This is a genomic window from Kluyvera sp., assembly GCF_965301105.1.
Genome location: NZ_CBDKZX010000035.1, coordinates 1 through 14048, shown reverse-complemented (window position 1 = coordinate 14048; position 14048 = coordinate 1). Strand labels below are relative to the sequence as shown.

The window sequence follows — 14048 nt, the reverse complement described above, 5'->3', positions numbered from 1 at the left end:
GTTTAGTGCCTGACCTTCAGGCCCTTCGTTTTATCACGTGCAATCAGCTGGCTGGCAATCACCATCACCAGCGACAGAACCAGCAGAATGGTAGCCAGCGCGTTCACTTCTGGCGATACGCCAACCTTCACCATCGAGTAGATCTTCAGCGGCAGAATCTCGTAGCCTGGCCCGGTGACGAACGACGAAACCACCACGTCATCCATCGACAGAGTGAAGCTCAGCAGCCAGCCCGCGGCGACCGCCGGCATAGCCAGCGGCAGAATAATTTTGCGCAGGATGGTCAACTCGCTGGCCCCCAGATCTTTCGCCGCCTCGAGCATCCGTACGTCAAAGCCTTTCAGACGCGAGAAGACGGTGACCACCACGAACGGCAGGCAGAACGTGATGTGCGAGAACAGCAGCGACCAGAAGCCGAGCTGAATCCCTATCAGCATAAACAGCACCAGCAGGGAGATAGCCATGACGATATCCGGCGACATCATCACCACAAACAGCATCCCGCTGACAAACGGTTTACCGCGGAAACGGTAGCGATAGAGCGCTACAGCAGTCAGCGAGCCAATAAGCGTCGCGGCGGTAGCGGAGAAAATGGCCATCGTCAGCGAGTGTTGGGCCGCCTGCAGCAGGCTGTCGTTGTTCATCAGCAGGCTGTACCACTGGGTGGTAAAACCCTGCCAGTTGATCCCGAAACGTGAGCTGTTAAACGAGTTCACGATCAAAATGATAATCGGAATATAGAGATAAGCATAAATGGCGGTCATAAAGCCGCCGCGCAGCAGTCGACCGATCATTCCAGTTCCACCTTTTTATTCAGCAAACGCGAGGCACGCCAGTAGACCAGCAGCATCAGCCCCATCACCACCGTCAACGTAATGCTGGTGGCCGCGCCGAAAGGCCAGTCGCGAATGTTGAGGAACTGGCTCTTAATGACGTTGCCAATCAGCAGGTTCTTCGCGCCGCCCATCAGGTCTGAGACGTAGAACAGCCCCATCGCCGGTAACATCACCAGCAGACAACCGGCGATAATCCCTGGCATGGTCAACGGAATAATAATACGGATAAAGGTTTGCAGCTTGTTGGCGCCGAGGTCTTTCGCCGCTTCCAGCAGCGGTTTGTCGAGCTTTTCGATGCTGGAGTACAGCGGCATGACCATAAATGGCAGCAGGATATACACCAGGCCGATGATCACCGCGCTGGGGGTGAACATGATGCGTATAGGGGTATCAATGATGCCGAGCCACAGCAGGAACTCGTTGAGGTAGCCTTTGGTGCTGAGGAAAATTTTCAGCCCATAGATGCGGATCAGCGAGTTGGTCCAGAAGGGGACAATCAGCAAAAACAGCAGCAGTGGGCGCACCTTCTGCGGCAGGCGGGCAAGGAACCAGGCGAAGGGGTAGCCCAGCACCAGGCACGCCAGCGTGGCGATGGCCGCCATATTCAACGAGTGCAGCAGCACCTGCGCATACAGCGGGTCGAGCAGGCGCGCGTAGTTGTCCAGCGTGAAGACCATCTGGACAAAGTTGGCATCGTCGCGCGTCAGGAAGCTGGTGACGATGATCATCAGGTTGGGCAGGAACACAAACAGCACAAGCCAACCGACGATGGTGGCAATCACCACGTTCTGGAACTTACTTGTGCTCTTCATCAGCCAGTACGACCTCCCAGCTTTCGACCCAGTTAATCGCCATTTTCTGGTCCAGCGAGTGGTCGAAATCAGGATCGTCTTCGTTGAAGAATTCGCTGACCATCACCATCTTGCCGTTTTCCAGTTCGACAACCGACTCCAGGGTCATGCCCTTGTAGTTGCGTTCACGGATATAGCCGATAAGCCCTTCCAGCTCGGTACCATCGTGGATCTCATCGACGCGGAGATCTTCCGGGCGCAGCAGAACGTGGAGCTTTTGTCCCGCGGTGACCGGGAAGTTGACGTAGATATTGCACTCGCGACCTTCCACGTTGGCGCGCACGCGCTGCTCGTCAAGGCGCTCAATGACGGTCGCATCGAAGAGGTTAATCTCGCCGATAAAGCCCGCCACAAACAGGTTTTTCGGCTCTTCGTAGATTTCACGCGGCGTGCCGTCCTGCTCAATTTTACCGTCGCGCATGACCACGATGCGGTCTGACATGGTCAGCGCTTCTTCCTGATCGTGGGTGACGAAGACAAAGGTGATGCCGAGCTTACGCTGCAGGGCCTTTAGCTCGTTCTGCATCTGCTTACGCAGCTTGTAGTCGAGTGCGGAGAGCGACTCATCCAGCAGCAGCAGGCTAGGCTTATTGACCACCGCGCGGGCGATGGCGACGCGCTGCTGCTGGCCGCCGGAAAGCTGATGCGGTTTACGTTGTGCGAACTCTTCCAGTTGGACCATACGCAGGGCGTCAAGCACTCGCGGCGTAATTTCGCTGGCCGGCGTTTTTTGCATGCGCAGGCCAAACGCGACATTGTCGAAAACGGTCATGTGCGGGAAGAGCGCGTAGCTCTGGAATACGGTATTGACGTGGCGATCTTCAGCCGGAACGTGGGTGATATCCTGGTTTTCCAGGTGGATCTGCCCGGCATCGACGCTCTCCAGCCCGGCAATCAGGCGCAGGACGGTCGTTTTGCCACAGCCCGAGGGGCCAAGCAGCGTGAGAAACTCGCCGTTATTGATGGTCAAATCGAGATCCGAAATGACCGTTTTACCATCGAAGTCCTTGCGAATCCCCACCAGTTCCACCAGCGGTGACAGCGAACGCGATTTTGTATTCAATTTATTACTCTGTCCCATGTAAACGCATCGAAAAAATCTGGCGATGCGGGGTTTGTGGTTAACCACCTTTAGACGTTTAGAGGTCTGATACGTATTAATAAGGGCTGGCATTCTACGGCAAACGTGCTCAATCGCCAATCCTTGTTAAACTTACTATAGGAATATCTGACGATTAGATGCCGTTCGGGGAAAAAAAGTTGCCTTTGCCGGGCTAAAAGTGACCTGACGCAATATTTGTCTTTTATGGCTTATTGATAATGTTGTCACAAAAAGTGAGGGTGGCTACATGGATAAATTGCTTGAGCGTTTTTTGCAGTACGTTTCTCTGGACACGCAATCGAAGCCCGGCGTGCGTCAGGTGCCGAGTACCGAAGGGCAGTGGAAACTGTTACATCTGCTCAAAGAGCAATTAGAAACGATGGGGCTGGTGAACGTTACGCTGAGCGAGAAGGGCACGGTCATGGGGACCCTGCCTGCGAACGTCAGCGGCGACATTCCGGCGATTGGTTTTATCTCCCATGTGGATACCGCACCGGATTTTAGTGGTAAGAACGTTAACCCGCAGATTGTGGAAAACTATCGCGGTGGCGATATCGCGCTGGGCATCGGTGATGAAGTGCTTTCGCCGGTGATGTTCCCGGTGTTGCACCAACTGTTGGGCCAGACGCTGATTACCACCGACGGCAAAACGCTGCTTGGCGCTGATGATAAAGCTGGCATTGCCGAAATCATGACCGCGCTGGCGGTGCTGAAAGGCCAGAACATCCCGCACGGGGATATCCGTGTGGCTTTTACGCCGGATGAAGAAGTGGGCAAAGGGGCGAAACACTTCGACGTTGAAGCGTTTAACGCTCAGTGGGCCTATACCATTGACGGCGGCGGCGTGGGGGAGCTGGAGTATGAAAACTTCAACGCAGCGTCGGTCACTATCAAAATTGTCGGTAACAACGTCCACCCGGGCACGGCCAAAGGGGTAATGGTGAATGCACTGTCGCTGGCGACGCGCATTCATGCGGAAGTGCCGGCCGATGAAAGCCCGGAAAAAACCGAAGGCTATGAAGGTTTCTATCATCTCACCAGCATTAAGGGCACGGTTGACCGCGCGGAAATGCACTACATCGTGCGCGATTTTGACCGCAAGCAGTTTGAAGCCCGCAAGCGCAAGATGATGGAGATCGCCAAGAAGGTGGGCAAAGGGCTGCACCCGGACTGCTATATTGAGCTGATTATCGAAGACAGCTACTACAATATGCGTGAGAAGGTGGCGGAACATCCGCACATTGTCGATATCGCCCAACAGGCGATGCGCGATTGCGATATTGAGCCCAATCTCAAGCCGATCCGCGGTGGCACCGACGGCGCACAGCTGTCGTTTATGGGACTACCGTGCCCGAATATTTTCACTGGCGGCTATAACTACCACGGCAAGCACGAGTTCGTGACCCTGGAAGGAATGGAGAAAGCGGTGAAGGTGATTGTGCGTATCGCCGAGCTAACCGCGAAACGCAGCTAAAAAATAACCCGGGGTCGCTTGCGAACACCCGGGTTATTTCATCTTACTCCGCGAAGAACCAGTACCCGCTGTTGACCAGCGCGGTCAACATCACCAGGAACGACGGGTCGTCCAGCGCCTCGCCGAAGTGCTGACTCTCCAGCATAATACTGCCCGCCATCGCATCCAGCGCATGCTGGTGCGGAGAGTCCACTTTCTCGCCGTTAACGAAGAAGTCATCGCCAATGCGAATGACCCGCAGCCCGCCCAGGCGCTGTAACATATCGCCCTGCTGCAGCGCGTCGTAAATCTCATCCGGCTGATACGGCGGCTCCGGCGGCGCAACGTCAAGCTCGTGGCGCGACTGGCTGATAAATTCCCCCAGCCACTGCTGGAAATGCTCAGGTTGTTGTATCAACCCCAGCATCATATCGCGCAGGCGATCGACCTCTTGCGGCAGCAGATCTGCCGGGTGGTCGCGTGCCGGAACGTCCGGGTCGCTGTAGTGCTGGTTGCCCAGATCGCGTTGCAGAATATAGTCGGCAAAGCCGCTAATCAGCTCGCGGCTGTTTGGCGAGCGGAAGCCCACGGAATAGTTGAGCGAGTTTTCCAGCGCGTAGCCTTCGTGCGGGAATCCCGGTGGAATATAGAGGATATCGCCTGGCTCCATCTCTTCATCAATGATGGCGTCAAACGGCTGCACCTGGAGCAGATCCGGATGCGGGCAGTGTTGCTTGAGCGTGGTTTTCTCGCCCACGCGCCAGCGGCGACGGCCAGTGCCCTGGATAATAAACACGTCATACTGGTCGACGTGCGGGCCAACGCCGCCGCCGGGGACGGAGAAGGAGATCATCAGATCGTCGATACGCCAGTCGGGGAGGGCGCGGAACGGGCGCATCAGCGCGCTGGAAGGTTCGTGCCAGTGATCAACGGCCTGGACCAGCAACGACCAGTTGCTCTCGCCCAGATGATCGTAGCTTTCAAACGGACCGTGGCTGACCTGCCAGTCACCGTCAAGATGACTCACCAGTCGGCTATCAACCTCATTTTCCATCGCCAGACCTGCCAGTTCATCCGGTGAAATGGGGTCAATAAAATTGGCGAAGCCGCGTTTAAGCACGACCGGTCGTTTTTGCCAGTAGCGCGCCAGAAAATCGGGCCAGTTTAACGTTAAGTGGTATTCCATATGACTTTTTCCGCAGCAGATGTATGTCCGGATTATACATCTTATTCACAAAACTACCCTGCTGCGGAAACAGAATTTACCCTTCGTGACCGTCCAGATTCTGATGACCGAAGATCACTTCCATTTTCGCGCCGCCAAGGAGGCTATCGCGGGTCACAATCTGGCCGTCATACTGCTCGACGATATCACGGACAACGGCAAGGCCAACGCCCTGTCCTGGGCGCATGGTATCGGCGCGCTGACCGCGGTCGAACACGATATCGCGTTTGCTCTGCGGAATGCCTGGGCCATCATCCTCAACGATAATATGCAGGTAATCATCGGTCTGGCGGGCGGAAACCTCGACAAATTCAAGGCAGTATTTACAGGCGTTATCCAGCAGGTTACCCATCACTTCCATAAAGTCGTTTTTCTCACCGGCAAAGGTGATTTCCGGTGAAATATCCAGTGTGATATTTACCCCTTTGCGCTGATAGACCTTATTGAGCGCGGAAGTCAGGCTATCGAGCAGCGGCGCCACCGGGTGCAGTTCACGGCTGACCAGCGTACTGTCGGTGCGCATACTGGCGCGATGCAGGTAATAGCCGATTTGCTGCGAGATCCGGCTGATTTGTTCCAGCATCACCGGCTCAGCCTCGCTGACTGTGATTTTTTCACTGCGCAGTGAACGCAGCGAGCTTTGCAGCACTGCCAGCGGCGTTTTCAGGCTGTGCGTCAGGTCGGTGAGGGTGGTGCGGTACTTATCATAGCGTTCGCGCTCGCTTTTCAGCAGCCGGTTGAGGTTGCGTACCAGGCTGGTCAGCTCGCGGGTGGTGTCCGGGTTGAGGTGTTCACGGTGGTGATCTTCTAGCTCACGCACTTCACGGGTAAGGTCGGCGATGGGGCGCAGGCTCCAGTGAGCGGCAATCCACAGCAGCGGAATCACCAGCAGCAGGTTAGCGGCCAGCACGTAGGAGAACCAGCTCCAGACCATGTAGGAGCGTTTAAGCTCAATGGGCACGGTGTCCACCACCACGATGGTGAGAGCGGGCATCGTACTGGTCGCCGGGTAGCTATTGACGGCCACCGAGTGCGTCATCTCTGAATCATCGCCAGCTTGCTGCATTTCACTGAGTTCTTTTTGAATCTCGTGATTGCCGTGAAGGAGCGTACTGGAGGAGGTTGCATTGGCCTCGATTTCATAAAACCCATTGCCTTTCAGCCACTCGGGTTGAATGCTTTGGGTCAGCCACGGCAGATTTTTTTGCTGCCACAGCAAATTTCCCTTGTCGCCGTAAATCAGCGCCACCGTCGGGCCCTGCATATTCAGATTATCGGGGATCTCTACGTCCAGCTTATTGTTTTCCCATCTGGCGAGGGTATAGAACAGGTTGCTCTCGCCGCGTAGCAGACGAAAAGTTGTTTTATCAAAGCTGACGCTGTAGCCCACCAGCGCCACCATGCCGTAGGCCAGCGACAGAACGATAACCACGGCGGCCGTCGCCAGCAGAAAGCGCATCCGCAGCGACAGCGGCAGAATATGCCGTCGGATATTTTTCATTCGCGAAGTTCGAACAGATAGCCCTGGCCGCGTACGGTAATAATGACGTCCTGCGGGTACTGAGCCTGAATTTTTTTACGCAGGCGGCCCATCAGCACATCGATTGTGTGACTTTCGCGCAGCTCGGCGTCCGGATAGAGCTGAAGCATTAAAGAATCTTTACTGACCACTTTGCCATTATTGCGGATCAGCGTTTCCATAATGGTGTATTCGAAGGCGGTGAGTTTGATCACTTCTTCATTAATGGACAGCTCGCGACGTGAAAGGTCCACCTGGAACGGGGGCAAAGAGATTACCTGTGAGGCGTGGCCGCTGTTACGGCGCATCAGCGCCTGCATGCGGGCGGCAACTTCTTCAATATGGAACGGCTTGGTGACGTAGTCGTCAGCACCAGCGCTTAGTACTTCCACTTTGTCCTGCCAGCTTTCACGTGCGGTCAGCACCAGAATCGGTAGTGAAATATCATGGCTGCGCCAGCGGCGAATCAGCGACAGGCCGTCTTCATCCGGCAACCCAAGGTCGACAATGGCAATATCGGGAATATGCTCGCCTAAAAAATAGTCTGCTTCCTTCGCATCTTCTGCGGCATCCACCTGATGGCCCATTTCCTGGAGCTGAACTTTCAGGTGATGACGTAACAGAGCGTTGTCCTCTACGACGAGTACGCGCATGCTGTTTCTCCATTAAATTAACGACGTGAATAGTTTAGCGCTAAATATTGCTACAAACCACATGATGTTGAAATCACATGATTTTTATCTCTACGGTTATGCCGGAGCCCCACATCATAAACCATACGTGCATTTTCGCGTTCCTGCTGACGATCTCATTGATTGACAACGCTCTGGCTCACTTTTGCTCATTTAATCTGGTGCCCTTTCCAGGGTGTGTGAACTATAAACTGACTCCCATTCGTAAGCTTAAGCATTTCTGATAAAAACGACGTTTGTTTATTCACTGTTAAAGGTATCCGGACCCGGTATCACGGCTCTGAAGCGGTGTTGGTAAACGATTTATAGACTATGGTTATTTTTATGGTTGCTAAGCAGACGAAGAATTAGTGCTAATGCATAATGGTGAAAAGATAACGTATGGCAACTATCAGATTTCGCAACTAAATTTGTTAAAATCGTGATTATTATGTTGAGGAACCACCTTGAAGAAGAAAACCAGTTGTTTAGTGATGAGTAGCATCCTTGGAGGTGCTGGCATGCTGGCTTCTCCATTGGCATTGGCGGATTGTACCGATCCATCGGGTGCGACGGTAACCTGTAGTAACAGTGTTACGACGCCACAATATTTTCGCACTGACGGACAAAGTGTCACTGTTGCCCAGGGAACGCAATTTACAACCACTGGGAGTGATACTGCTATCCATTTTGGCAGCCATAAAGCAAGTTTGCTGAATAATGGGAACATCACTTCCGATGGTGATGGGATTCGTTTTTTCTCGACAAATAATTCCAAAGTTGAAAATAAGGGGACCGTGACAACTTCAGGTGCCCGCACTAATGCTATCAATGTGGCAGAAGTGGCAGATAGTGAAGTTTTAAATACCGGTAAATTGGTGACAACGGCCGATGAGGCTAATGGGATTTTTTTAAACGTTGTTTCAGGTAGCTCTATAACCAATAACGGCAATATTACAACGTCAGGGGCGAATGCTGATGGTATTAATGCGCACGCCTTCCAAAGTAGCCTGATTGCAAATAACGGTAATATCACGGTTAATGGTGCCGGAAGCAACGGTATTTATGCCGGGAGTAACGTAACGGATACGACCCTGCAAAACCTGGGGAATGGTGTTATTTATGCCCCGAATGGAACGGGTATTACGGTGACTGAGACTGCCGCAATAAATACCCTTCTCAATGCCGGTATTATTGATGGTGGCGTGGCAGGGGTATCGTTAGGAGGGACCTCTCAGACCGGAACATTAGTCAATACAGGCACTATCATTGGTGGTGGTAGCGGCAACGCTGTGGTGTTAACGGATACTGCGAAGGTGAACCAGTTCGAGAACAAGGGGTTAATTGGCGCACTAACGGGTGATGCTATTCAGGTTGCCAGCACAAGTACAATTGCCGGGGGCATTAATAACCAGGGGATTATTATTGGGCGAGTTAATGCCCCGAACAGCGCGATGAGTAACAGCGGTATTTTTGAGTTGCTCAGCAGCCAGCAGCCCTCAACGGTTAATACTTACGTTCAAAATAGCAATGGTGTGCTGGCGTTGCAGGCAGACAGCACCAGTAGCTATGGACAGTTAAATGTCGCCGGGAATGCTTCACTGAATGGACGGACAGTGGTGATCACCCGAGGTAGCACAAGTTTTGCTGATGGTGATGAACTGGTTGATGTCGTAACGGCGAGTAATATCACGGGTTCACCATCGGCGGTACTGGATGACTCGCTTCGTTATCAGTTTATTCAGGTGCAAACCGGAAGTAGCTACTCCCTGAAAATTGCCGAGACCAATCTGACGACCGTCAATAACGCCATTACTAATACCAGCCAGAACACGTCATTGGTTGGTGTTGGGTCCGTGGTGGATAACATTATCAACAACAATAATACCGGCTCTCAGAACTGTACCGGCGCTCTGGCGAGTACGGTATGTGCCATCACCTCGTCATTTAATGCCAGCCAGGTTCACAAAAATGTGGTTCAACTTGCTCCGTTGATGGATGGCAGCATGACATACATTGAAATGAATAATCTGCGCGCATTTGGCGATATCGTAAACAGCCGTCAGGAGTCCGTTCGTGGTCAGGGTTATACCAACGAATTTAATCCTGAAAAATACCTGTGGATCCGCCCGGTTGGACGCTGGGATAACCAGTCCAACCGTGGTGATTACACAGGCTATAACGCCGATACCCGTGGGATCGCCATCGGTGCGGATGGCCTGATATTAGACAAAACCCGTCTTGGCCTGGCGCTGGGCATGAGTCGAACAGACGTTAACGATACCTCGGATGACATCCGCCATGATGCGCGTGTGGATAGCTGGAATATTCTTGCTTATGGCGGCTATGATTTTACGCCTGACACGGCTGTAACCTGGCAAACTGGCTTCGGGCGAAATAATACGACCGGCAATCGTTATTTGAATATTGAAAACCCTACCGATGGAAGCACTGCCTACAATGGCGTCGCACACTCAGATTACGACAGTGATACGTTCCAGGCTGGGATAGGGCTGCAAAGCACTTTCCACCCCATGGATGACGTTATGCTCACTCCTGAACTGCGTACTGATTACTATCGCGTGAAGGATAAAGGTTACCAGGAGACTGGCGCCGAGGATGTCGGCCTGAAGGTGGGAGGGGTCACAACCGAGGCCCTGGTGGTTTCCAGCAAGTTGAAAGCGGGCATCAAGCTTTCGGAGATTGTTGATGTACATGGTTATGTCGGGGCGGGTTACGATACAAAGAACGATCGTAGCAAAACCACGGCGGCATTTATTGGCGCAGCGGACACGCCGTTTACCTATCATGGTATGAGTGAAAGCCCGTGGATTGCGATGGCCGGTGTTGGTGTGACGGCCAGATTCACAGATGTGCTTGATGGCACCGTACAGTATGATGCGAATCAACGAACACAATTCACCAGCCAGAGCATTAGCCTGAAGGTGCGTTACGCGTTCTAAAAACAGTTGAAATAGCTGATTAGCCAGTGACGATTGTTGCTGGCTTTTTTTATTGCAATAAGGAACGCCCTGGGACATCAGCCCAACGGCTTAACGGCGAGTTTCCTGCGCTGACGATAACGATAAAATGAGGGAAAATCCCCTTCTCCAGAACGAAGAAGGGGAGAGCCGCGATTATTTCAGCTCGTCGACCATGGTGATGGCGCGGCCGATGTAGTTCGCCGGGGTCATCGCCTTCAGGCGGGTCTTCTCTTCTTCCGGCAGCGCAAGGCCGTCGATGAATTGCTTCATGCCTTCGGCATCAACGCGTTTGCCGCGGGTCAGCTCTTTCAGCTTCTCGTACGGCTTCTCGATACCGTAACGACGCATTACCGTCTGGATCGGCTCAGCCAGAACTTCCCAGTTATGGTCCAGTTCATCCAGCAGACGATCGCGGTTCACTTCCAGTTTGCTCACCCCTTTCAGCGTGGACTGATAAGCTATGAGTGCATAACCGATACCCACGCCAAGGTTACGCAGTACGGTAGAGTCGGTCAGGTCACGCTGCCAGCGGGAAACCGGCAGTTTACTGGCCAGGTGTTGCAGTACGGCGTTGGACAGCCCCAGGTTGCCTTCGGAGTTTTCGAAGTCGATCGGGTTGACCTTGTGCGGCATGGTGGACGAGCCAATCTCGCCGGCGATGGTTTTCTGTTTGAAGTGGTTCAGGGCAATGTAGCCCCACACGTCACGATCGAAGTCGATAAGGATCGTGTTAAAGCGAGCGACGCAGTCAAACAGTTCGGCGATATAGTCGTGCGGTTCGATCTGGGTGGTGTACGGGTTCCACTGAATGCCCAAAGAGGTAACAAACTCTTCGCTGAACTGATGCCAGTCAACCTCTGGATAGGCGACAATGTGGGCGTTGTAGTTACCCACCGCGCCGTTGATTTTGCCCAGAATTTCAACCTGGCTGAGCTGACGGTACTGACGCTCCATACGGTAAGCAACGTTCGCCATCTCTTTACCGATGGTGGACGGCGTGGCAGGCTGACCGTGAGTACGGGAGAGCAGCGGGATATCGCGATACTGCACCGCCAGATCTTTGATGGCGTCGATAATCTTACGCCAGTACGGCAGCACCACGTCTTCACGGGCGGTTTTCAGCATCAGCGCATGGGACAGGTTGTTAATGTCCTCGGAGGTGCAGGCAAAGTGGATAAACTCAGACACGGCGTGCAGTTCAGGCACGGACGCGACTTTTTCTTTCAGGAAATACTCAACTGCCTTCACGTCATGGTTGGTGGTACGCTCGATAGTTTTAATGCGCGCGGCGTCTTCTTCGCTGAAGTTAGCCACGATGCTATCAAGGTAACCGTTTGCGTCGGCAGCAAAAGCAGGAACTTCCTTGACGGCTGCGTGTGCGGCCAGCTTTTGCAGCCAGCGTACTTCGACTTGTACACGGAATTTCAGCAAACCATATTCGCTGAAAATCCCGCGCAGCGCGCTGACTTTATCGCCGTAGCGTCCATCGACAGGGGAAACGGCGGTCAGTGAGGATAATTCCATAGATCACAACTCCGGGGTTAAATGAGCAAGAATTTGTTTTGCCTGAGCGGTCAGGCGATTACGAGAAAACATCAGCTGCAGACGTCCGCCACCGACCTGGTGCCACAGCACCGCAGAGCGGATCCCAGCCAGCAACGAGGCGCGGACTTTGGCCTGAACCTGTGGGCTTTGCAGCACAGCAGGGGAGCCGGTGACCTGAATACGCGGGCCAAGTGGGCTGATGACGTCAACATAGATACCCGCCATGGCGCTTAGCAGGGTATCGGACTGCAAATCAAAATGGTCGAGCTGGCGCTGTAACCCATTGATGCGGTTACCCAGCGTCTCCATAGCGCCTTTAGCGGCGGCGAGCTTGCGCTCAAGCACCATCAGGCTAAGAGTATAGCGGGTTAACTCGGCGTTCAGACCCTGACGGCTGCTGGCATTGAGCACGCCGAGTAAGGTTTCCAGGCCGAGACGAAGATTCGCTTCGCTGCCACCGAACACGCCCAGCGCGGAGTCTGGGTTGAGGTCGATAACGCTGTTCAGCGAGACGTGTAACGCCTCGCCGTCGCAGTGCCCCTGATGGGCCAGCTGCTGCACCAGACGGGCTGACTGGCAAATTCCCGCCAGCGCCAGGGTGATGTCATAGTAATTCTTCGCCACGCTAACTCCTTGTTGGCGCCTGGCCCGGCGGCGCGACGCCAGGCAGGCTACGTTATGCCCTGTTCAGACGAGGGCTTTATTCCACCGGCAGCGGCAGGCGCTGCTCAATTACGCCGCCGCCCAGGCAGACTTCACCGCGATAGAACACGGCGGACTGGCCCGGAGTGACTGCGGCAACAGGTTCATCAAAACGAACCTCAATACGTTCTGCATCCAGTGCGGTGACGGTGCATGGGATATCCGTCTGACGGTAGCGCGTCTTCACGGTGCAGCGGAAGGTGCCGGTGACCGGTTCGCGATCCACCCAGTGCAGCTGTTGGGCAATCAGACCCACCGACATCAGACGCGGGTGATCGTGACCCTGAGCGACAACCAGAATGTTGTTCTCAACGTCTTTATCAACGACATACCACGGATCTTCACTGCCTTCTTTGGTGCCACCGATGCCCAGACCTTTACGTTGACCCAGCGTGTGGTACATCAGCCCCTGATGGGTACCAATCTCATCGCCATCAACGGTGATGATTTTACCCGGCTGTGCGGGCAGGTAGCGGCCAAGGAACTCGCGGAATTTGCGCTCGCCGATAAAGCAGATACCGGTAGAGTCTTTTTTCTTCGCGGTGATGAGATCCAGCTCTTCGGCGATTTTACGCACCTGCGGTTTTTCCAGTTCGCCAACCGGGAACAGGCTTTGCGCGATCTGTTCGTGGCCCAGCGTATAAAGGAAGTAGCTCTGGTCTTTGTTGCCATCAAGGCCACGCAGCAGTTGGCTTTTACCGTCGACGTCAGCACGGCGCACGTAGTGGCCGGTGGCGATGTAGTCGGCGCCGAGGTCTTCTGCAGCGAATTCCAGGAAGGCTTTAAACTTGATCTCTTTGTTGCACAGGATGTCCGGGTTCGGCGTACGGCCCGCTTTGTACTCCTGCAGGAACAGTTCAAAGACGTTGTCCCAGTATTCGGCAGCAAAGTTCACGGTGTGCAGCTCAATGCCGAGCTTATCGCACACCGCCTGCGCATCGGCAAGGTCGGCGGCGGCAGTACAGTATTCCTCGCCGTCGTCTTCCTCCCAGTTCTTCATGAACAGGCCTTCCACCTTATAGCCCTGTTGTTGTAACAGGTAGGCGGAAACAGAGGAATCAACACCGCCGGACATGCCGACGATCACTTTTTTCTGGCTTTCTGACATTGGAATACTCACGACATTGGACTTCAAGGCGGCATATTCTAGCACGCAGCCC

At 53.9% G+C, this 14048-nt stretch carries 11 protein-coding genes; 2 read left to right on the top strand and 9 right to left on the bottom strand.

What is annotated here, in order from left to right:
• Positions 1-2: 2 nt before the first annotated feature.
• The 3 genes from potC to potA are packed head-to-tail and all read right to left on the bottom strand — an operon-like array spanning position 3 to position 2768.
• Positions 3-794, bottom strand: coding sequence for a spermidine/putrescine ABC transporter permease PotC (gene potC / locus ACW14G_RS13290; RefSeq protein WP_163448082.1), 792 nt, complete (start codon positions 792-794; stop codon positions 3-5).
• Positions 791-1648, bottom strand: a complete 858-nt coding sequence (gene potB / locus ACW14G_RS13285) for a spermidine/putrescine ABC transporter permease PotB (RefSeq protein WP_163448081.1) — start codon at positions 1646-1648, stop codon at positions 791-793. The genes potC and potB overlap by 4 nt, the downstream gene beginning before the upstream one ends.
• Complete coding sequence (gene potA / locus ACW14G_RS13280) at positions 1632-2768, bottom strand: spermidine/putrescine ABC transporter ATP-binding protein PotA (protein WP_163448080.1); 1137 nt, start codon at positions 2766-2768, stop codon at positions 1632-1634. The genes potB and potA overlap by 17 nt, the downstream gene beginning before the upstream one ends.
• 268 nt (positions 2769-3036) lie before the next feature.
• On the opposite strand from potA, the gene pepT reads away from it, so the two are divergent.
• Positions 3037-4263 carry a peptidase T gene (gene pepT / locus ACW14G_RS13275; RefSeq protein ID WP_419057391.1) on the top strand — a complete coding sequence of 409 codons (1227 nt, stop codon included), beginning with the start codon at positions 3037-3039 and terminating at the stop codon, positions 4261-4263.
• Between the two features lie 43 nt (positions 4264-4306).
• Here the strand turns inward: pepT and ACW14G_RS13270 are convergent, their stop codons facing one another.
• The 3 genes from ACW14G_RS13270 to phoP all read right to left on the bottom strand — a co-directional run bounded on the left by ACW14G_RS13270 (position 4307) and on the right by phoP (position 7639).
• On the bottom strand, positions 4307-5428 hold the full coding sequence (locus tag ACW14G_RS13270) for a ribosomal protein uL16 3-hydroxylase (protein ID WP_167576175.1): 1122 nt from the start codon (positions 5426-5428) through the stop codon (positions 4307-4309).
• Between the two features lie 76 nt (positions 5429-5504).
• Positions 5505-6968 carry a two-component system sensor histidine kinase PhoQ gene (gene phoQ / locus ACW14G_RS13265; protein WP_167576174.1) on the bottom strand — a complete coding sequence of 488 codons (1464 nt, stop codon included), beginning with the start codon at positions 6966-6968 and terminating at the stop codon, positions 5505-5507.
• Complete coding sequence (gene phoP, locus ACW14G_RS13260; RefSeq protein ID WP_167576173.1) at positions 6965-7639, bottom strand: two-component system response regulator PhoP; 675 nt, start codon at positions 7637-7639, stop codon at positions 6965-6967. Before phoP ends, phoQ begins: the two co-directional genes overlap by 4 nt.
• 485 nt (positions 7640-8124) lie before the next feature.
• On the opposite strand from phoP, the gene ACW14G_RS13255 reads away from it, so the two are divergent.
• A complete protein-coding gene (locus tag ACW14G_RS13255; RefSeq protein WP_249021992.1) occupies positions 8125-10620 on the top strand; it encodes an autotransporter outer membrane beta-barrel domain-containing protein in 2496 nt (831 codons plus the stop codon).
• A 174-nt stretch (positions 10621-10794) separates the two neighbouring features.
• Here the strand turns inward: ACW14G_RS13255 and purB are convergent, their stop codons facing one another.
• The 3 genes from purB to mnmA all read right to left on the bottom strand — a co-directional run bounded on the left by purB (position 10795) and on the right by mnmA (position 13996).
• Positions 10795-12165: an adenylosuccinate lyase gene (gene purB, locus ACW14G_RS13250; RefSeq protein WP_167576171.1), complete on the bottom strand. Its 1371-nt coding sequence runs from the start codon at positions 12163-12165 to the stop codon at positions 10795-10797.
• 3 nt (positions 12166-12168) lie between these two features.
• The gene (gene hflD / locus ACW14G_RS13245) at positions 12169-12810 is read right to left on the bottom strand and encodes a high frequency lysogenization protein HflD (RefSeq protein WP_167576170.1); all 642 of its coding nucleotides are present in this window, start codon (positions 12808-12810) and stop codon (positions 12169-12171) included.
• A 76-nt stretch (positions 12811-12886) separates the two neighbouring features.
• Complete coding sequence (gene mnmA / locus ACW14G_RS13240; RefSeq protein WP_249021991.1) at positions 12887-13996, bottom strand: tRNA 2-thiouridine(34) synthase MnmA; 1110 nt, start codon at positions 13994-13996, stop codon at positions 12887-12889.
• Positions 13997-14048 lie beyond the last annotated feature (52 nt).